This window comes from Micromonospora sp. BQ32, from assembly GCF_059358895.1.
Genome location: NZ_JCADBI010000016.1, coordinates 70,702 through 89,943 on the forward strand (window position 1 = coordinate 70,702; position 19,242 = coordinate 89,943).

Genomic DNA, 19,242 nt, shown 5'->3' on the forward strand with positions numbered 1-19,242 from the left:
GCTCCGGGACACCGGGGCCGCCGGGGCTGTACCGGGTCAGCCCTCACCGAGCCGTTCGGCGTACGCGTCGCGCAGCTCGGGCCAGCCGAAGTCCTTGGCCTCTGCGCCGCGGATCGGGCCGACCGGGTCGCCGTCGAGTAGCCGGTCGGCCACGTCGAGGCAGAGGTGCCATCCAGCCGCGACCATCGGCAGGATGCCCCGATCGGCGACGGTGTGCCGCAGGGTGAGCCGGGTGCCGCTGCCCAGCGGGCTCAGCTCCCAGCGCAGCAGGTCGTCGCCCCAGGTGTACTCCAACAGGTGCGGCGGCTCGGCCCGGCGTACCGTCGCCGGGTGCTCCTGGGTGGTCTCGCCGTCGACGAGGGTCAGCACGGCGGTGCCGGCGTCGCCGAGATCGCGGTCGGCGAGGAACGGCGCCCACTGCGCGAGCTGGGCCGGGTCGGTCAGTGCCGCCCAGACGGCGGCTGGCGGATGCCGCAGGTCGCGGACGAAGACCAGGGTCTCGCCGTCGTCGGCGGGCTCGGCGCGCACCTCGGCGGGTGCGCTCGGGCGGAACGCGTCGCGGTCCATTTCACTGCTCCTGACTGTCGAGGTGCCGTTCCAGGGCGTCCAGGTGCCGGGCCCAGAGCCGGCGGTACGGGTCCAGCCAGCCGTCGACGTCGCGCAGCGGGCCCGGGTCGAGGCGGTAGATCCGCTGTCGAGCAGCCGTGCGGCAGGTGACGAAGCCGGCATCGCGAAGCACCCGCAGGTGTTTGGAGACCGCCGGCTGGCTGACCCCGAGCCCGTCGACAAGCTCGCCGACGCTGCGTTCGGCGTCGCGGAGCTGATCGAGGATCCGGCGCCGGGTGGGCTCGGCGAGGACGGTGAAGGCGTCGGTGGACACCAGCCTAATATGCCTCGCCGCTCATATGACTGTCAAAGCATATGACCGGGCTCTGTGTCCCGACGCGGCACCGCCGACCGGCTCCCTATGCTCGGATCATGGAACTTCGGATCTTCACCGAGCCCCAGCAGGGCGCCAGCTACGACCAGTTGCTCGCCGTCGCCCGCTGCGCCGAGGACGCCGGCTACGGCGCGTTCTTCCGGTCCGACCACTACCTGATGATGGGTGACGTGAGCGGCGAGCCCGGCCCCACCGACGCGTGGACCACGCTCGCCGGGCTGGCCCGGGACACCAGCCGCATCCGGCTCGGCACGTTGATGACCGCCGCCACCTTCCGGCTGCCCGGCCCGCTGGCGATCACCGTGGCGCAGGTCGACCAGATGAGCGGCGGCAGGGTGGAGCTGGGCATCGGCACCGGCTGGTACGCCGAGGAGCACAGCGCGTACGGCATTCCGTTCCCGCCGCTGGCGGAGCGGTTCGACCGGCTGGAGGAGCAGCTCGCCGTCATCACCGGGCTCTGGTCCACGCCGCTGGGGGAGCGGTTCGACCATGCCGGCCGGTACTACCCGGTCCGTGACTCGCCCGCCCTGCCCAAGCCCGTGCAGCAGCCGCGCCCACCGATCCTGCTCGGCGGGACGGGCCCGAAGCGCACCCCTCGGCTGGCCGCCCGCTACGCCGACGAGTTCAACCTGCCGTTTGCCTCGGTGCCGGAGACTGCCGCGCAGTTCGATCGGGTCCGCGCGGCCTGCGTGGAGATCGGTCGGGACCCGGCCGAGATGGTCTGGTCCAACGCCCTGGTGCTCTGCTGCGGGCGCGACGACGCCGAGGTGGCCCGCCGGGCCGCCGCCATCGGCCGCGAACCGGACGAGCTGCGCGCCAACGGTCTCGCCGGGACGCCCGCAGAGGTGCTGGACACCATCGGGCGGTACGCGGAGATCGGCAGCGAGCGGATCTACCTCCAGGTGCTGGACCTCAGCGACCTGGAGCACCTGGAGCTGGTCGCCAGCGAGGTGCTGGCGAAGCTCTGAGTCGCCCGGGTGGCCGTGGGACGCCGCCGGTCAGGCCCGGTGCGCGCCGGTCCCGACCGCGTTCGGGTCGCCCAGCACGGTGTCCAGCTGCCCGTCGCGGTCACTGTCCACATAGGTGATGTCCGGGATGCCGTCGCCGTCCACGTCGATCTGCACGACGTCGGCGACGCCGTCACCGTCGAGGTCGGTGACCACCTCCACCGAGCCGTCCAGGTGGCGGGTCACGATCGACTGTGCGCCCGGGGCACGCGGTGGCGGGCCGGGCGCCGGCACCGGCGTCGGGGCGGGCGGGGGTGCCGGTGTGGGTCGAGGACCGGGTGTGGGCGACGGGTGGCTCGGAAGCCCGCCGGCGGGCGGCGCGCTGGCCTGCTCGATGCCGGTGCCGGTGGGGTCCAGCTCCTCCTCGGAGGGGAAGACGTCGCCTCGTGCGGCCGGATCACGGTAGCTGCTCATGGGCGTAGGGTTCCCCGACGATGACGAGAACAACCGTGCCCGATCGACCGGTGTCCTCGGTGCCCGGTTTGGTGGAAGATGCGGGGACCGACGCCACGGTCATGAACGGGGGTCCGAGCGTGGAACTGCGCCGGAGTCGGGGCGCCCGGGTGCTCGCCCTGGTCTGCGTACTCGGTGGGGTGCTCCTGTTGGTCTATCCCAGCGATGGCGCCCTGCTACGGACGGTCATCGCGGTGGGAGCGATCGCGCTCGGCGCGGTGGCGCTGGTCAGCGCGATGCGGCCGTTTCGATTCGGGATCCACTCGGCAGGGCTCAGCATCCGACGGCCCGGTCTGCGCCGGGATGTCCGGTGGGCCGAGGTCGACGCGCTGGTCCTCGACGAGCCGCCCCGGCGCGACGGTCGCCCGGAGCCGCCGCGACTGCTGCTGGTTCCCGCGCCGGGTGTGACGATTGAGCCGGTGACCGCCCGCCACCCGCTCGACGGCCGGCCCGCCGTCGAACTGCTCGTCCTCGACCAGGTTCGCGAGCAGCCCGAGCAGGTGTCCGCCGCGCTCACCCGCTACGCCGGAGGTCGTTTCGTCGACCTGCTCGCGCTGCGTCGCGCCGCCTTCGCCGACCCGGACCTCCCGGTCGGCCTGCGGGGCTACCAGATGGACCGGGTCGACCGGTTGATCCGACGCGGCCAGGATGCCCTGATGTCCGGGGACGCGTCGGCCCGGCAGGCGGCCCGGGGGGAGATCGGACGCGCCAGCGCGGCCGGTCTGCCGCTCGCCCAGCGTGGCTACCACACGCTCCAGACGGATACCGTTCTGAGCGCCCTCGTCGCCGCGTTGGCCGACCACCAGAGCACCGATCGGGAGACCGCCACATGACCGCGCAGGGACCGCAGGCCGCGTCGATGACCGACGTTGCGCGCCGCAACTGGGCCGGCAACGTGCGGTACGCCGCGAAGGCGTTCCACCGCCCCACCTCCGTCGACGAGCTGCGCCGGCTCGTCGCCGGCGGCAGCCGGATCCGGGCGGTGGGCAGTGGGCACTCCTTCAACCGTCTCGGCGACACCGACGGCGACCTGGTCAGCCTCGCCGGGCTGCCCCCGGTCGTCGAGGTGGACCACGAGCGGGGGCAGGTCACCGTGAGCGGCGCGCTGCGCTACGGCGACGTCGCCCGACACCTGCACACCCAGGGGTACGCGCTGGCCAACCTCGCCTCGCTGCCGCACATCTCGGTGGCCGGCGCGGTGGCCACCGCCACCCACGGCTCCGGCCAGACCCACGGCAACCTGGCCAGCGCCGTCGCCGGCCTGGAGTTGGTCACCGCCGACGGCGAACTGCTCCGGGTCGACCGCGACACCGACACGTTCGCCGGCATGGTGGTCGGCCTCGGTGCGCTGGGCCTGGTCACCCGGGTCACCCTGGACGTCGTGCCGACCTTCGCGTTGCGTCAGTACGTACGCCTCGACCTCGACCGGGCGGCGCTGGACGAGGCGCTCGGCTCGGCGTACAGCGTGAGTGTCTTCACCGACTTTCGGACGCCGCGGTTGCGCGAGGTGTGGCGCAAACAGCTGGCGGACCAGCCGCCGCCTCCGGCGGACTGGCTGGGCACCACCGCCGCCGACCAGCCCCGGCACCCGGTGCTCGGGATGCCGGCGGAGAACTGCACCCCGCAGCTCGGCGAGCCGGGCCCGTGGCACGAGCGGCTGCCGCACTTCAAGCTCGGCTTCACCCCGAGCAGCGGCGACGAACTGCAGTCCGAGTACCACGTGGCGCGTACGGCGGCGGCTGACGTGCTCGCCGCGCTGGACGACGTGGCGGACCTGATCGCCCCGGTGCTGCTGGTGTCCGAGCTGCGAACCGTGGCGGCCGACGAGCTGTGGCTCAGCCCGAACTACCGGCGCGACAGCTTCGTGCTGCACTTCACCTGGATCGACGACACCGCGGCGGTGCTGCCGGTGGTGGCCGCGGTGGAGGAGCGCCTGGCGCCCTTCGCGCCCCGCCCACACTGGGGCAAGGTCTTCGTCACCGACCCGGCCGCGCTGTCCGCCCGCTACCCGAGGTACGCCGACTTCGCCGCGCTCCTGACCGACCTGGACCCGAAGGGCACGTTCCGCACCGACGTCCTGGACCGCTACTTCCCCCGCTGACCCGGCCCCTGCCATAGCGCGGTGGCATGGGGCGGCTGGGATTGGTGAGGTGCGAGACCTCGAACAGACACTGATGCATGTCGATGAGCAGCATCGGCCGGTCCCCGTCCCGGGACCGTCGGCTCCACCCCTCGGAGCGAGACATGCAGCCCGTACCCGCCATCACCCCCGACCCCGTCACCCGCCGCCCCCGTCGCGGTCTGCGCTGGGCGCTCGCCCTGGCCGTGCTCGGCGCCGGACTGGGCGCCGCGCCGGCCGCCCACGCCGCCGCCAGCCCGTACGAGCGCGGCCCGGCCCCCACCGTGGCCAGCATCGAGGCCAGTAGGGGCGCGTTCGCCATCGCCCAGAGCACCGTCGCCGCGTCCAGCGTCAGCGGCTTCCGGGGCGGAACGATCTACTATCCGACCAGCACCGCCGAGGGCACCTTCGGCGCGGTGGGGATCTCACCCGGCTACACCGCCACCCAGTCCAGCGTGGCCTGGCTGGGGCCGCGCCTCGCCTCGCAGGGCTTCGTGGTGATCACGATCGACACGTTGTCCCGCTACGACCAGCCGGCCAGCCGGGGCACGCAACTGCTGGCAGCCCTGGACTACCTCACCAACACCAGCAGCGTTCGTACCCGGATCGACCGCAACCGGCTCGCCGTGATGGGGCACTCGATGGGAGGCGGCGGCAGCCTCTCGGCGGCGAACTCACGACCGCAGTTGCAGGCCGCGATCCCGCTGACCGGCTGGCACACCGTCAAGAACTGGTCCGGCGTACGGGTGCCGACGCTGGTGGTCGGCGCGGAGAACGACTCGGTCGCGCCGGTCTCGTCGCACTCGGAGCCCTTCTACACCAGCCTGCCGTCCACGCTGGACAAGGCGTACCTGGAACTCAACAACGCCAGCCACTCGGCGCCCACCTCGACGAACGTGACGGTCGCCAAGTACAGCATCTCCTGGCTGAAGCGCTTCGTGGACGACGACACCCGCTACGACCAGTTCCTCTGCCCCCCACCGCCGCCCTCCACCACCATCCAGGAGTACCGCAACACCTGCCCCCACTCCTAACCCCGCGCCCCCTCCGTCGCCCCCCGCCCCGCCTCGGTCGATCATGAAGTTATTGCCACTCGGCGCGGCGTGTCGGCGCAATAACTTCATGATCAACGGGAGGGGGTGGGGGTGCGGAGGGTGCTGCGTTGGACGGCGCGGCTGATGTCGCTGGGGGAGACGATGCCGGTCAGCTGGCCGTCGTCGGTCACCACCAGGGCCCGGCCGTCGGCGCACTCGCTGAGCCGGGGGAGCAGGTCGTTGAGCTGTTCGTCGGGCTGGGCCAGCACCAGTTGGTCGGCTCGGCAGGCCACCTCGGCCAGCGTGGTCGACGCCCGCCGCTCCGGCGGTACGCCCCGCACCCGGTCCACCGTGACCAGGCCGGTCGGCCGCCCGTCCTCGGTAAGCGGCAGCGCCGAATGCCGGTACGCGAACAGGTAGTGGTCGACGAAGTCGGCGACCGTCATCTCGGCCGAGGCGGTCTGCGGCTGCGGGGTCATCACATCGCCCACCCGTATCCCGCGCAGCGCGTTGCCGGTGCGGGCCTGCCGCTCCTCCATCCCGGCCGCGCCGATCAGGAACCAGCCGATCAGCGCCAACCAGAGCCCACCGAAACCGACCCCGGACAGGAACTGCCACAGCCCCAGGCCGATCAGCAGCACCCCCAGCACCCAGCCGGCCCGGGCGGCGACCACTGACGCCCGGGTCCGGTCACCGGTGGCCTTCCAGACCGCGGCGCGCAGCAACCGACCACCGTCCAGGGGCGCGGCCGGCAGCACGTTGAAGATGGCCAGCAGCACGTTGATGCCCGCCAGCCAGGCCACCGCCCCGAACAGCAGCCCGCCCTGCCCGGCCAGCGCGAGCAGCGCCGCGATGGCACCGAAGAACGCCCCGATCAGCAGGCTGACCAGCGGGCCGACGCCCGCGATCCGCAACTCCGCGCCCGGGTCACGCGGCTCGCCCCGCAACTCGGCGACGCCGCCGAACAGCCACAGCGTGATGCCGTCGACCGTCAGCCCGTTGCGCTTGGCCACCACCGCGTGCGACACCTCGTGGGCGAGCAGGCCGACGAAGAACACCACCGCCGCGGCCAGCCCGGCGAGCGCGTACGCGACGGGCGAGTGGTCGGGGTACGAGCGGGGGAACTGGTTCGCGGCCAACCCCCACGCGATCAGCGCGAAGATGACCAGCACGCTCCAGTTGACGCCGACCGGTACTCCCGCGACCCGGCCAAGCCGGAAACTGGCCCTCATCCCACCGAGATACCCCGCCAGGCCGGTGCCATGCGAGGAGAACGGTGACCTCGTGTCGCTCGGCGGTGGCGGGCGCGTCGCAAGCTCAGCCCGTGCCCGCGGATGTCCCGGTGAGCGGTATACCTCTGAGGTATACCGCCTTCGATCGACCTGGCCGCTCCGCACTGCACCCGGGCAACCCGCGCAACTCGCCGTCGCTGCCCGTGTGATCCAAGCGTCAGCGGCGGGGGGTTTCGCTGGCGATGGTCGCCTCCCGGGGCAGGGCCGCCGCGCGCAGCGCCCAGTCCAGCGCGTAGTCGGCGATCTGCTCCCAGCCGTCCTGCCCGACGGTGAAGTGTGATCGGCCGGGGAACTGCTGGTACGCGGTGAGGGCCCGGGACTTCTGGTAGAGCCCGGCGTTGGCGCGGACCACCGACGCCGGCACCACGTGGTCGACCTCGCCGGCCATCAGCAGCAGCGGTGCCCGGTCGTTACGCCCGACGTCGACCCGGGCCGGCGAGCGCGGGTCGAGGTTGGCGAACGCACCCTCGAAGTAGACCCGTCCGGCGCCGGGGACGGCGTACCGCCGCCAGGCCCGGTCGGAGTCCTCGCGGCTCATCGTGTTGCCGAAGGTGTAGGCGAAGTCGTCCTCCGTGAACGGGACGGCCTTGTTGCGGTTGGCGGGGCTGCGCAGGATCGGAAAACCCGAACGCAGCTGGCTCAGCGGCACCTTGAGCACGCCCTTCACCTGCGCGGGGTGCACTCCCACCGCGGCCGCCCCGAGGCCCCGGTCGACGAGGATCTGGGTGAACAGACCGCCGAACGAGTGCCCCATGATGATCGGTGGTCGGGGCAGCGCCCGGATGATCCGGTCGTAGTGCGCCACGATCGTGGCGATGCTCTGCTCGGCGATCGGGCCGGGGTCGTCGCGCAACTGCTCCACGGACCGGTCCATGCCGGGCCAGGCGGGGGCGATGACGTGCATGCCGCGCTCGGTGTACCGCTGGGCCCACCCCTCCCAGCTGCGCGGCGTCATCCAGAGCCCGTGGATCAGCACGACCGTGTCGACCTGACCCTGCGGCGTGGCACCCATCGCGTCCTCCCGGTGTCGCGGCATTCGGCCCGGCGGTTACCCGCTGTGCTCGCCCAGAATCCGGCCGCACCTGACAAATGTCACCGACGGGGGTGACGACCGCTTCGGGCATCGGGGTACGCGCGGTGCGGAACCACCTGTCGGCGGCGATCGGCAAGACCGGTGCCCGGAACCGGGCCGACGCGATCCGGGTCGCCGAGCAGAACGGCTGGCTGCCCGGCGAGTGACCGTGCCGGACGACGCTCAGGCGGTCGGCGGTGGGGCGGCCAGTTGGTCGACCACGACGACGCTGCTGCCGGGACGGACCTCGGCGAGTAGTTCCCGCTGACCGCTGCGGGTCAGCCGGATACAGCCGTTGGTGGTGTTCTCGCCCAGCTCGTCGTCGTGGTGCCAGCTGTGCACCCCGATGTGCGCGCCGCGCAGCCCGGAGGGCACCGACTCCGGGTCGTCGGGGACCGAACCGAGGGCGTAGATGTCCACCCCGCCGTAGACCTCCTCCGGCGGTGGGGTGCGGCCCAGGATGAAGGTCCGCCCGAGTGGGGTCTCCTGGCCCGGCTGGCCGAGGCTGACCTCCCAGGAGCGCACCGCCTTGCCGGCCCGGTACCAGGTCAGCCGGTGGACCTTGCGTTCCACCACGATCTGGTCGCGCAGCGGCACCGTCTCGAACCCGCCGGGCGGCAGCCAGGCGAGCCGGCGGTTGGCCGAGGGCAGCAGGACGGCGGTCCAGCCGGCACGCCGCTGGGCGATCGGCATGGTCAGCTCGACACCGCGGATGCTCGGTTCGAGGAAGGCGCGCGGCCGACCGCCGGGCGCGTCGTACGCGGCGATCCGCCTGGTCGGGTGCACGCCGTCGGTCAGCGGTGTGACGTCCATGGTGGCCGGATCGGCGGGGAACCCTCCGGGTGCGGGGTCGTAGTCGACCACCGGCAGCCCGTCCGGGGCGGGCGCGGCCGGGGGGATCGACTCCTCCGGGCTCTGCTCCACACTGCTCGGGGTGGGGTCGGCCACCACCACGTTGCGGTCGTCGGGGGCCGTCGAGCTCGGGGTGAGGGCCTGGCCGACCAGCAGCGCGGTCACCAGCAGCGCGGGTACGCCGATGGCGGCGGCCACCCAGACGCCGCGACGACGGTACGGAGTCTTTCGGTCAAACGGCACGAAACCACTCTATGGTGGCGGATGCCTCGGGGCCCCCGGTTCGGCGAGACCCGCCGTCCGGAGGCCCCGGTCGAATCAGATTCGTGCGCCGATGTGGATGGCCACCGCGTCGTGCGCCGGCACGTTGGCCGCGAACCAGCCGCTACCGTCCACCGTGATCACCGGTCCGCTGCACGTGCCGCCCGCGTACGTGCCGTGGATGACGTCGCAGTATCGGCCGGCGGGTAGCCCCGTGTAGTAGGAGCGGCCGTTCACCGCGGCATCCTCGTCGTTGACGGTGATGAAGCCCTTGCCGCTGCGGCTGAACGCGATGTGGTTGTTGCCGTTGTCGTACCAGTTGGCCACACCGGCGCCCTCGGTGGCGTTGCGGAAGCCGACCATGTTGGCGATCACCGGCCAGCGGTGTTCGCACTCCCAGCCGGAGTAGCAGGTGGTGTTGAGCGTCTTGTTGGCGCCGTCCGACGGTGGGCCGGCGTCCCGGCTGCTGATGGTGTAGCTGGACATGACGGTCGGGGAGCCGTACGGCCAGGCCAGCATGAAGGCGTTCGCCAGCGCGTAGATGCCCCGGTCGCGGTAGGTCAGCACCCCACCGGAGTCGCGCTGGGTGTCGTGGTTGTCGACGAAGACCGAGGCCGGGCCGGTGGGCAGGTGCCCCCAGCCCTCGCCGAAGTTGCGCAGGTACGCCAACCGCTCGGAGCGGAACACCCGGGCCAGGTCCTTGCCGTAGCGGAACTCGTGCACGTCACCGTTGCCGGTGTACTCGGTCGGCTGGACCGGCTCGCCGGCGCCGTGGATGACCTCCTGCACGAGGTACGCGGAGCGGGACAGCTTGCCCCGGATGGCGGCGATGTCGGCGGCCGGCATGTGCTTGCTGGCATCCAGCCGGAAGCCGTCGACGCCGAGCGAGAGCAGGTCGTTGAGGTACGCGGCGATCTTCGTACGCACGTAGTCGGACTCGGTCTTCAGGTCGGAGAGGTTGACCAGCTCGCAGTTCTGCACCTCGTACCGGTCGTTGTAGTTGGCGATGTCGTCGCCGCCGTTGCGCCCGCAGTGGTGGAAGTCCTGGGTCTGGTAGATGCCGGGGTAGTCGTAGTGCGAGTAGGCCGAGCCGGCCCAGCCGGTGCCGCCGTTGTCCTGACCGGACATGTGGTTGATCACCGCGTCGACGATCACCTTGACCCCGGCCGCGTGGCAGGTGTTCACCATCGACTGGAACTGGGCCCGGGTGCCCTTGCGGGACTCGATCCGATAGCTGACCGGCTGGTACGCCAGCCACCACTGGTTACCCCGCACGTGCTCCTGCGGGGGTGAGACCTGCACGTAGCCGTAACCCTTCGGGCCGAGGGTGCTCTGGCACTCGCTGGCCACCGAGGGCCAGTTCCACTCGAAGAGCTGGACGATGACCTTCTTGCCGCCGGACGGGGCGGCGACGGCCGGGGGTGCCGTCACGGTGGCGGGGACGAGCAGGCTGGCGATCAGGCCGAGGGCGAGGAGCGCCGAGCCGCGTCGACGTCGGTGCATGGGGACTCCTGACGGGAGCGGGGGTGGTGGTGCGGTGGGGGGAGTGCTGGGTTGTCGGAATCTTGCAAATTCGGCTGAAATTTGCTGAAAGGTTACAAGCGTGTTGCAGGCACTGTCAATGCATGGACGTTCGTCACTGTCCAGATCGGTGGGTGGGAGGGGGTGCAACGCACGGCCGCGCCCCTCGGTTCGATTTCGGCCCAGAAATTTCCGGCGGCGGGTGATCCGCGCGCCCCGCCGGTCCGTACTGGATGGGGGAGCAGGGGTCGGCCGGTGGTACGCCGCCGCGAGACGATCGAGGAGCAGATGGCCCGGGCACAGCAGGACAAGAAGGCGGCGACCGTCCGGACCAGCGCCAGCAGTCGGGGGGTGCGCACCCCGTCGCGGTCGGCGGGCGCCCTGCTGATCGCGTCGGTGCTCGCCGCGCTCTGGGCGGCGATCATGCTGACCGGCGCGGGCCAGACGGCGTACGCGTACGGCTTCTTCTTCACCGAGTTCTTCGCCGGGGTGGTCTCCCTGGTGGCGTTGAGCCTCACCGTGATGCTCGGTCTGCTCGCCACCGACCGACTGGTGCTGCGCATCTCGCACCGGGTGCTGATGCAGTCGGCGCACCGGGCCACCGGCGTGCTGGGCGTGGCCGGGCTCGGCTTCCACGTCCTCACCAAGATCGCCACCGGGCGGGCGGCCGCGACCGACGCGCTGGTGCCGTTCGTCGGCGGCCGGGGGCTCTACGTCGGGCTCGGCACGGTGGCCGCGCTGCTGATGGTCAGCGTGATCTGGACCGGCATCATCCGGGCCCGCTTCGCCGGCGTCGGTCCGAAGTGGCTGTGGCGCACGCTGCACTCCACCGCGTACCTGGCCTGGCCGTTCGCTGTCTTTCACGGCCTCAACGCCGGTCGGGCCGCAGCGCCCTGGGTGATGTTCAGCTACCTCGGCTGCATCTTGCTGGTGGTGCTTGCCCTGCTGGTCCGGTTCTCGGTCACCATCGGTCGGCGCAGCCGCGAGCAGCACCAGGCCGCGGTCCGCAACGCGGTGATGGCAGGCCGGGCCGAGGAGGCGAAAACCGCCCGATCGCTGCTGGCCGGGTTGGGTCGGCGCAGCAAGGCCGCGGACAAGCGTCCCGCCTGGGCGGAGACCACCACCGCCACCTGGGCCGCACCGGCCGCGCGACGTGACCCGGAACGGTTCACCGTCCCCGTGGTGCCCGAGCCCGGTTCCCTCGTCGAGCCGACCCGGCCCAGCCGACGTCGCCGGGAGGAAGAGCCGGCGGCCCGCCGCGACACCGAACGCTCCTCGCGCAGCCGGCGGACCGAGGAGACCACGACCAGCCGATCGGCCCGCCGCAGCGTGGAGGACACCGGCACGTTCCGACGCGACGAGGAGGAGTTGGAGCCGGTGACCCGGCGGCGTGGCTCGCGTACCCGCGACGAGGCCGTGCCGACCGGCCGGCGACACGCCGACGAGGCCACCTCCGAGCGGTCCCGTCGCCGGTCCCGCAGCGAGGACGACGGCAGCCGCTACTCGGCGCCGCCGCAGCCGGCCATCGAGCCCGAGGAGCCGTGGGACAGCCCGCGCCGGTGGCAGGCCGACGAGCCGATCTCCGCCGGCCCGATCTCCGTCGAGCCGATCTCGGCCGGCCCGATCTCCAGCAGCCCGATCTCGTCCGCGCCGCGCAGCGGCAGTGGCCGGCACAGCGCCGAGGACGACCTGCCCGAGGAGCCGGACTACTGGCGTCCGCCGGCCCGGTACGTGCCGGACGAGGTGCCGCCGCCCGTCGACGACACCCCGACCCTGGTCGACCTGGCGTCCCGCCGTGCTCGACGGGCAGCCGGCGAGGGCAAGTCCAAGCGCCGCAAGGCCAGCGCCGACGCGGTGGACGGGGCGTACTGGGCCGGGCTGCGGGGTGAGGCCAAGTGATGCGGACCGCCGTGCCACCGGTCGCCTGTGTGGGCGAACCCCGGCTCACCGCCGGCTTCGCCGAGTACGGCCGGCTCGACCTGCTCGCGCACGAGGAGGTGCACGGACCGATCGGCCCGATGGAGCCGGCGCAGCTGCTCCAGCTCGCCGAGGGCATGCAGCTCAAGGGCAAGGGCGGGGCGGGGTTCCCGTTCGCCCGCAAACTGCGCGCGGTGCTGGAGTCCTGCGAACGGCAGGACCTCGCCGCCGTGGTGGTGGTCAACGCCACCGAGGGGGAGCCGGCCAGCTGGAAGGACAAGGTGCTGCTGACCCGCGCCCCGCACCTGATCCTGGACGGCGCGGCGCTGGCCGCGTACGCCCTGGACGCCGACGAGATCGTCATCGGCGTGGCGGACGACGGGGTCGGCCGGGACTCGCTGATGGAGGCCCTCGACGAGCGCCGGATGCCGGTGCAGACGACCATCGTCACCGTGCCGCACCGGTTCATCTCTGGCGAGGGCGGCGCGCTGGTCAACGGGATCAACGGGCTGCCGCACATCCCGCCGGGCACCAAGAAGCGCTCCAGCGACTCCGGGGTCAGCGGCCTGCCCACCCTGCTCTCCAACGCCGAGACGTTCGCCCAGCTCGCCGTCGGCGCCCGACTGGGCCCGTACGAGTACGCGGCGCTCGGCACCGACGACGAGCCCGGCACCGTGCTGCTCACCGTGACCGGTGCGGCGGGCCGACCGGCCGTGGTGGAGTGCACCGCCGGTATGCCGCTGCGCGACGTCCTCGACCTGTGCGAGGTGCCGGACGTCCAGGGCATCCTGATGGGCGGCTACCACGGCAAGTGGATCACCCCGGAGGCGGCGGAGAGGGCCGAGGTCTCCCGCAAGGGCCTGGCCGCGGTCGGCGGCACCCTCGGCGCGGGCATCATCGTCCCGATCGGTGTCGACACCTGCCCGCTCGGTGAGGCCGCCCAGGTGGTGCGCTACCTGGCCGGCGAGTCCGCCGGCCAGTGCGGGCCGTGCAAGATGGGTCTGCCGGACCTGGCCCGCGCGGTGGACCTGGCCGTCGCTGGCAGCCAACCGGCGGACGTGGTGCGCGCCGCCGCCGGCGAGGTGAAGGGCCGGGGCGCGTGCAGCCACCCGGACGGCACCGCCCGGTTCGCGCTCTCCGCGATCGAGGTCTTCGCCGAGGACCTGCGGCTGCACAGCACCGGCGACGGCTGTGGCCGACGGGTCAAGGGCGTGATGGGGCTGCCGGGCGCACCCGACGCGAACCCGCAGAAGCTCACCCTGGACTGGTCGCGTTGCGACGGGCACGGCCTCTGCGCGCACGTCGTACCGGACTTCATCCGGCTCGACGCGAACGGATATCCCGCCTTCCCGGCCACCCCCGTGCCGACCTGGTTGCGCGAGGGCGCGCTGAAGGCGGTCAAGGTCTGCCCCGAGCTGGCTCTCCGACTCGCCAAGGCCGAATAGCGAAGCGTCAGGCCCAGCAAGGGTCCCTTCCGGACCGGAACGGAGAAGCGGATGCGGATCGGCATGGCGTGGACAGGGCCCGGGCAGCTACGCCGAGCCGCCACCGCCGGGGTGCTCGTGGTGGCCCTGCTCGGCGTTGCCGCCTGTACCGGCACCGCGCCGGGCGGGCCCGCCGTCGCCGGATCGGCCCCGGCCTCGACCGGCGCCCCGCCCACCCCGACCGTCGCGGCGACCGGCGGACCACCCGCCGCCCCGGTGCAGGTCCCGGACGTGCTGCGCTTCACCGGGACCACCCTCGGCGGGGCCGCGTTCGACGCGGCGCAGCTCGCCGGCAAACCGGTGGTGCTGTGGTTCTGGGCGCCGTGGTGCGCCACCTGCGCCAGCCAGGCCTGGACGGTGGCCGAGATCGAACCCCGGTACCGCGACACCGTGCCGATCGTCGGCGTCGCCGGGCTGGGCGAGCGGAAGGCCATGAAGGAGTTCGTCACCGAGTTCGACCTCGGCGGGACCCCGCAGATCGAGGACACCAAGGGCGCGCTCTGGAAGCGGTTCAAGGTGACCGAACAGAGCATCTTCGTGATCATCGACCGGAACGGCACGATCGTCCACCAGGGCTTCCTGGACGGTGAGGCGCTCACCGCCAAGGTCGCCGCACTGGCCGGGGCGTGACCGGCGCACTGCTGCTCGCGCTGACCGCCGGCATGCTCGGCGCGGTCAACCCGTGCGGCTTCGCGTTGCTGCCCGCGTACCTCTCGCTGTTGGTCGCCGGGACGTCGGACACCCGCGGCGCGGTCGGCCGCGCGCTCACCGCGGCGGCCGGGCTGACAGTGGGGTACGTGCTGGTGTTCGGCGCGTTCGGCCTGGCGCTCGCGCCGCTGGCCGGCTGGCTGCGGCCCCGGCTGCCGTGGCTGACCGTGGCGCTCGGCGTGCTGCTGGTGGTGGCCGGCTGCTGGTTGCTCGCCGGTCGGCGGCTGCCCGCCCCCGGCTGGTCCGCCCGGGCGCCCCGGTTGACCCGGTCCTGGCCGTCGATGGCGCTGTTCGGCGCGGCGTACGCGCTGGCGTCGCTCGGCTGCGCCATCGCGCCGTTCCTGGCCATCGTGGTGACCAGCCTCCAGGCCGGCTCGACCGGTCAGGGGTTGGCGTTGTTCGGCGCGTACGCCCTCGGGATGGGTCTGGTGGTCGCGGTCGCCGCGCTCGGGGTGGCGCTGCTGCGCGACGGCCTGGTGGCCCGGTTGCGCGTCGCCGGGGCGCTGGTGCCCCGCCTCAGTGGCCTGGTGCTGCTGCTCGCCGGCGGCTACGTCGCCTGGTACGGCTGGTACGAGCTACGGCTAGCCGCCGGCCGCCGCGACGCCCTCGGAGACCCGGTCATCCGAGCGGCGTCCCAGCTACAACACACAGTGGCCAACGCCCTGGACACCATCGGCCCGGCTCTCCTGGTAGCCGCCCTGGCCGCCCTCCTCCTGACCGCAGCCCTAACCAAGCGCTCCCGCCCCCACCCCCCACCCGGCCCCGTTGATCATGAAGTTATTGCCATGACACGCCGAGGCGAGGGGCAATAACTTCATGATCAACGCGGGAAGGTGGGAGGGAGGCGAGTGGGAGGAGGCGAACTAGCGGGGGGTTAGGCGGTCGGTGCCGAGGCGGTCCTGGAGGACCTTGGGGACCAGGACGCTGCCGTCGGCCTGCTGGTACTGCTCCAGGATGGCCGGGAAGAGCCGGCTGGTGGCCAGCGCCGAACCGTTGAGGGTGTGCACGAAGCGCGTCTGCTTGCCGCCCGGCTCGCGGTAACGGATGGCCGCCCGACGAGCCTGGTAGTCGCCGGCCCAGGAGACCGACGACACCTCCTTGTACTTGCCGGTGCTCGGCATCCACACCTCGATGTCGAGGGTCTTCTTCATCGAGGCGCTGGCGTCACCGGCCGAGAGCAGCGTGCGCTGGTAGTGCAGACCCAGCCCCTCGACCAGGCTCTCGGCGTGGGCGAGCATCTCCTCCAGCGCCGCGTCGGCCTGCTCCGGCAGGGTGAACTGGAAGATCTCCACCTTGTTGAACTGGTGCCCGCGCACCGTGCCGCGCTCGTCCGAGTGCGAGCCGGCCGACTCCCGCCGGTAGCACGGGGTGTACGCGAACGCCTTCAGCGGCAGCTTCGGGGTCTCCAGGATCTCGTCCTGGTACGCGCCAAGGATCGCCGTCTCCGACGTGGGCAGCAGGAACTGGCCACGTGGGGCGGACGCCGAGTCCAGGTGGTAGACGTCGTCGTAGAACTTGGGGAACTGCCCGGCGGCGAAGCCGGCCGAATCCAGCAGCAGGTGCGGCGGGAGCAGGAACTCGTAGCCGGCCTTGATGTGCTGGTCGACGAAGTAGTTGAGCAGCGCCCACTCCAGCCGGGCGCCGACCCCCGTGTAGATCCAGAAACCGGACCCGCCGAGCTTCACGCCGCGCTCGTAGTCGACCAGGCCCAGCGCGCGGCTCAGCTCCACGTGGTCGCGGACCTTCTCGATCACCGGCGGCTCGCCGAAGGTCTTCACCACCCGGTTGGCTTCCTTGCCGCCGGCCACGACGTCGTCGCTGGGCAGGTTGGGCAGCTCACTCATCGCGTCGCGCAGCCGGGCCTGCACCTCGTCCAGCTGGGACTCCAGCTCGGCGAGCTGCTTACGCTCCGCCTCGGGAGCGGCGGCCTGCGGCTCCTCGCCGGCCCGCTTCGCCTGCGCGTACGCCCGGGCCTCGGCCTTGCGGCGCTGCCGCTCGGCGTCGATCTCCGTGATCAGGGCGCGGCGTTCCTGGTCGAGCCGCTGGATCTCGTCCAGGGCCCGGGTGACCTCGGCGGGATCCAGACGCTTCGCCAGCGCGGTCGCCACCGCCTCGCGATCCTTCCGGATCAACTCCATGTCGAGCATGCTGCTCCGTACGCCTCCGTCCGGGGTTCACAGGTGAACCACCAGATGCTACCGTCGCGGGCTTTTCCTCCCCGGACGGGGAGTGCTGGCGGCCGACTCAGAGCCGGATCGGCATGAGCACCGAGTAGGTGTCCGCGTCGTCCGGTCGGCGTACGGCCAGCGGGGCGATCGGCCCATCCAGCTCCAGCACCAGTTGCGGCGCGCCGGCCGCGTTCAGCGCGTCCAGCAGGTAACCACCGTCCACCCCGACCCGCAGCGCGTCGGTGCCCAGGTCAGCGGCGGGGAGCAACCGCAGCCCGCCCTGGTCGTCGACGCCGAGCACGGTCACCTCCCGGGTCGTGCCGTCGTGGTGGCAGGCGACCGTGGGGGCCGCCGGGTCGGCCAGCGCGGCGCGCAAAGTGGCCACGTCCACCGGGATCCGTCGCGCGGTCGCCCGCTCGCCGACGGACTTGCGCAGCAGCCGGTGGTAGTCCGGGAAGTCGTACGGCAGGGCGGCGCCGGTCAGCGTGCGGTCGGACACCCGCACCCGCAGGTCCGCGCCCGCCACGGTCAGCCGTACCGGCCAGGTGTCGGCGGTGTCGAGCAGCGGCCGGAGCTCATCGACGAGAGCCACCGGCAGGAACACCCGCACCGGCGGACCGTCGACGTCGGCCCCCGCCCGAGCCAGCGCGAGCCGGTACCGGTCGGTGGCGACGAGCCGGACCCCGTCGGACTCCACGTCGAACAGCACGCCGGCGAGCATCGGCAGCTGCGGGTCGACGCCGACGGCGAAGCGCACCGCGTCGAGCGCGGCGGCCAGGGCGGCCGGGGAGAGCAGGAGCGTGGTGGCGGTCGGCGGGGTCGGGTCGACCAGGGCCCGGAGCCGGTCGACCTCGCGGCGGGCGTCGCTGAGCCCGTCGGCGAGCCGGCGCAGGTGCGCGTCGAGCAGTTGGTGCACCACGGCCGGCTCGGCGCGTACCGCGGCGGCGATCTCCGGCACCGGCATGCCGATCCGGCGCAGCCCGGCCACCAGCCGGGCCGGGGCGATCTGCTCGCCGGCATACCAGCGGTAGCCGGTCACCGGGTCGACCAGGGTCGGCTCCAGCACCCCCGCCGAGTCGTAGAAGCGCAGGGCGCTGACGGTCAGGCCGCTGGCCCGGGCCAGCTCGCCGATGCTGTGCAGGTCGCTCACGCTGGGCATCGTGCCCCCTCGACCCGGTCGAGGGTCAAGCCGAAGGCTCCAGCGTCTCCTGCTTGAGCACCCGGAAGGTGAGGCCGGCCCGGACGAGCCGGTCGAGCAGCACGTCCCCCATCGCGGCGACCGGGGTGAGCTGGCCGGCGGTCGGCGGCAGCTCGTCGAGCGCCAGGCACAACGCCGACTCGGCGAGCATCTTCGCCGTCTCGTCGTAGCCGGGGTCACCGCCGGCCACCTCGGTGACCACCCGCTGCCCGCCGCCGGTGCCGACGAACCGGACCCGGAACCAGGACGACGCCCGCTGCTGTGCGGTGGGCCCCTGCCCGGACGAGAGCCGGCCGAGCAGCCAGCGTCGACTGGGCGGCAACTTCACCAGGCCGATCAGCGCGCCGAGCCCGGCCGCGCCGGCCAGCACGGTGGGCAGCCGCTTCACCGCCGCGAAGTGCCGGTAGCGGAAGTCCGGGCCGTACTCCGGGCGGGCCGCGGCCGAGCGGCGGACCACCTGCGGGTCGATGGTCGGCAGCGGCACGGTCCAGATGCCCAGCTCCGCCGAGCGGGCGAGCCGGCCGGGCACCGCCCGGACCCGGCGGTCGGTGGGGCGCGGCTCGACCGCCCGACGGTCCCGGGCGGCCTGGCTGGCCTGCCCGGTACGGGAGAACGCGGTGAGCGCCGAATGGTAGGTGCCGGCGGAGAACCGGCCGCTGGCGCGGACGTACCCGTCCACGGTGATCGGGACGTCGGCGGGCAGCTGCTTGACGGTGAACCAGACGCCCAGGTCGTGCGGGACCGAGTCGAAGCCGCAGGCGTGCACCAGCCGCGCCCCGGTTCGGGCCGCCGCGGCGTGGTGACGCACGTACATCAGGTCGACGAACTCCGGCTCGCCGGTGATGTCCAGGTAGTCGGTGCCGGCCCGGGCGCACGCGGCGACCAGCGGCTCCCCGTGGTGGATGTACGGGCCGACCGTGCTGGCCACCACCCGGGCGCTCTCCGCCACCGCCCGCAGGGAGTCGGCGTCGGTCACGTCGGCGGTGAGCAGCGGCAGCTCGGCCAGACTCGGGTCGATCGCGACGAGCCGGTCCCGTACGGCGGCGAGGCGCTGCGGGTTGCGCCCGGCCAGCGCCCAGCGCAGCTCGGCCGGCGCGTGTCGGGCCAGGTACTCGGCGGTCAGGCCGCCGGTGAACCCGGTCGCTCCGAACAACACCACGTCGTACGTTCGCTCCACGGCCATCCCCGGAGTCTGCCATCTACCGCCGACGATGAG

At 72.8% G+C, this 19,242-nt stretch carries 19 protein-coding genes; 9 read left to right on the forward strand and 10 right to left on the reverse strand.

Annotation, left to right across the window (positions count from 1 at the left end):
- Nucleotides 1-36: 36 nt before the first annotated feature.
- Nucleotides 37-567, reverse strand: a complete 531-nt coding sequence (locus AC5L30_RS26045) for an SRPBCC family protein (protein ID WP_494870246.1) — start codon at nt 565-567, stop codon at nt 37-39.
- Between the two features lies 1 nt (nt 568).
- Nucleotides 569-880 (reverse strand): ArsR/SmtB family transcription factor, encoded by a 312-nt coding sequence (locus AC5L30_RS26050; protein WP_112699184.1) that lies wholly within the window; start codon nt 878-880, stop codon nt 569-571.
- Nucleotides 881-978: 98 nt separating this feature from the next.
- Between AC5L30_RS26050 and AC5L30_RS26055 the strand changes: the two genes are divergently transcribed.
- Nucleotides 979-1,908 (forward strand): LLM class F420-dependent oxidoreductase, encoded by a 930-nt coding sequence (locus AC5L30_RS26055; protein WP_494870248.1) that lies wholly within the window; start codon nt 979-981, stop codon nt 1,906-1,908.
- A 30-nt stretch (nt 1,909-1,938) separates the two neighbouring features.
- Here the strand turns inward: AC5L30_RS26055 and AC5L30_RS26060 are convergent, their stop codons facing one another.
- Nucleotides 1,939-2,361, reverse strand: coding sequence for a hypothetical protein (locus tag AC5L30_RS26060; protein WP_494870249.1), 423 nt, complete (start codon nt 2,359-2,361; stop codon nt 1,939-1,941).
- Between the two features lie 119 nt (nt 2,362-2,480).
- Here AC5L30_RS26060 and AC5L30_RS26065 point away from each other — a divergent pair, with 119 nt between their 5' ends.
- From AC5L30_RS26065 to bdeA, 3 genes are all read left to right on the forward strand, one after another.
- The gene (locus AC5L30_RS26065) at nt 2,481-3,233 is read left to right on the forward strand and encodes a hypothetical protein (protein ID WP_494870251.1); all 753 of its coding nucleotides are present in this window, start codon (nt 2,481-2,483) and stop codon (nt 3,231-3,233) included.
- Entirely contained in the window at nt 3,230-4,501 is a 1,272-nt protein-coding gene (locus AC5L30_RS26070; protein ID WP_494870253.1) for an FAD-binding protein, read from the forward strand. Before AC5L30_RS26065 ends, AC5L30_RS26070 begins: the two co-directional genes overlap by 4 nt.
- A 143-nt stretch (nt 4,502-4,644) precedes the next feature.
- Nucleotides 4,645-5,553: a bis(hydroxyethyl) terephthalate hydrolase gene (gene bdeA / locus AC5L30_RS26075; protein ID WP_494870255.1), complete on the forward strand. Its 909-nt coding sequence runs from the start codon at nt 4,645-4,647 to the stop codon at nt 5,551-5,553.
- Nucleotides 5,554-5,645: 92 nt separating this feature from the next.
- Here bdeA and AC5L30_RS26080 read toward each other — a convergent pair whose 3' ends face one another.
- Both AC5L30_RS26080 and AC5L30_RS26085 read right to left on the reverse strand, forming a co-directional pair.
- Nucleotides 5,646-6,785, reverse strand: coding sequence for a site-2 protease family protein (locus tag AC5L30_RS26080; protein ID WP_494870257.1), 1,140 nt, complete (start codon nt 6,783-6,785; stop codon nt 5,646-5,648).
- Nucleotides 6,786-7,002: 217 nt separating this feature from the next.
- Nucleotides 7,003-7,857, reverse strand: coding sequence for an alpha/beta hydrolase (locus tag AC5L30_RS26085; RefSeq protein ID WP_494870259.1), 855 nt, complete (start codon nt 7,855-7,857; stop codon nt 7,003-7,005).
- A 92-nt stretch (nt 7,858-7,949) separates the two neighbouring features.
- Between AC5L30_RS26085 and AC5L30_RS26090 the strand changes: the two genes are divergently transcribed.
- Nucleotides 7,950-8,084 (forward strand): hypothetical protein, encoded by a 135-nt coding sequence (locus AC5L30_RS26090; protein ID WP_494870261.1) that lies wholly within the window; start codon nt 7,950-7,952, stop codon nt 8,082-8,084.
- 16 nt (nt 8,085-8,100) lie between these two features.
- On the opposite strand, the gene AC5L30_RS26095 is transcribed toward AC5L30_RS26090, so the two are convergent.
- Nucleotides 8,101-9,012 carry a L,D-transpeptidase gene (locus AC5L30_RS26095; RefSeq protein WP_494870262.1) on the reverse strand — a complete coding sequence of 304 codons (912 nt, stop codon included), beginning with the start codon at nt 9,010-9,012 and terminating at the stop codon, nt 8,101-8,103.
- Between the two features lie 75 nt (nt 9,013-9,087).
- Complete coding sequence (locus AC5L30_RS26100; protein ID WP_494870264.1) at nt 9,088-10,533, reverse strand: alpha-amylase; 1,446 nt, start codon at nt 10,531-10,533, stop codon at nt 9,088-9,090.
- Between the two features lie 273 nt (nt 10,534-10,806).
- On the opposite strand from AC5L30_RS26100, the gene AC5L30_RS26105 reads away from it, so the two are divergent.
- Genes AC5L30_RS26105 through AC5L30_RS26120 form a run of 4 tightly spaced genes read left to right on the forward strand, consistent with a single transcriptional unit; the run spans nt 10,807 to nt 15,472 of the window.
- A complete protein-coding gene (locus AC5L30_RS26105; protein ID WP_494870266.1) occupies nt 10,807-12,450 on the forward strand; it encodes a ferric reductase-like transmembrane domain-containing protein in 1,644 nt (547 codons plus the stop codon).
- Nucleotides 12,450-13,913, forward strand: coding sequence for an NADH-ubiquinone oxidoreductase-F iron-sulfur binding region domain-containing protein (locus AC5L30_RS26110; protein WP_494870267.1), 1,464 nt, complete (start codon nt 12,450-12,452; stop codon nt 13,911-13,913). Before AC5L30_RS26105 ends, AC5L30_RS26110 begins: the two co-directional genes overlap by 1 nt.
- Nucleotides 13,914-13,964: 51 nt before the next feature.
- Nucleotides 13,965-14,582, forward strand: a complete 618-nt coding sequence (locus AC5L30_RS26115) for a TlpA family protein disulfide reductase (protein WP_494870269.1) — start codon at nt 13,965-13,967, stop codon at nt 14,580-14,582.
- Nucleotides 14,579-15,472, forward strand: a complete 894-nt coding sequence (locus tag AC5L30_RS26120; RefSeq protein ID WP_494870270.1) for a cytochrome c biogenesis CcdA family protein — start codon at nt 14,579-14,581, stop codon at nt 15,470-15,472. Before AC5L30_RS26115 ends, AC5L30_RS26120 begins: the two co-directional genes overlap by 4 nt.
- Nucleotides 15,473-15,523: 51 nt before the next feature.
- On the opposite strand, the gene serS is transcribed toward AC5L30_RS26120, so the two are convergent.
- The 3 genes from serS to AC5L30_RS26135 form a co-directional block, all read right to left on the reverse strand.
- On the reverse strand, nt 15,524-16,807 hold the full coding sequence (gene serS / locus AC5L30_RS26125) for a serine--tRNA ligase (RefSeq protein ID WP_357181319.1): 1,284 nt from the start codon (nt 16,805-16,807) through the stop codon (nt 15,524-15,526).
- 97 nt (nt 16,808-16,904) lie between these two features.
- Entirely contained in the window at nt 16,905-17,987 is a 1,083-nt protein-coding gene (locus tag AC5L30_RS26130) for a DNA polymerase III subunit beta family protein (RefSeq protein WP_494870272.1), read from the reverse strand.
- A 25-nt stretch (nt 17,988-18,012) separates the two neighbouring features.
- Complete coding sequence (locus tag AC5L30_RS26135; protein ID WP_494870273.1) at nt 18,013-19,209, reverse strand: saccharopine dehydrogenase family protein; 1,197 nt, start codon at nt 19,207-19,209, stop codon at nt 18,013-18,015.
- Nucleotides 19,210-19,242: the final 33 nt, after the last annotated feature.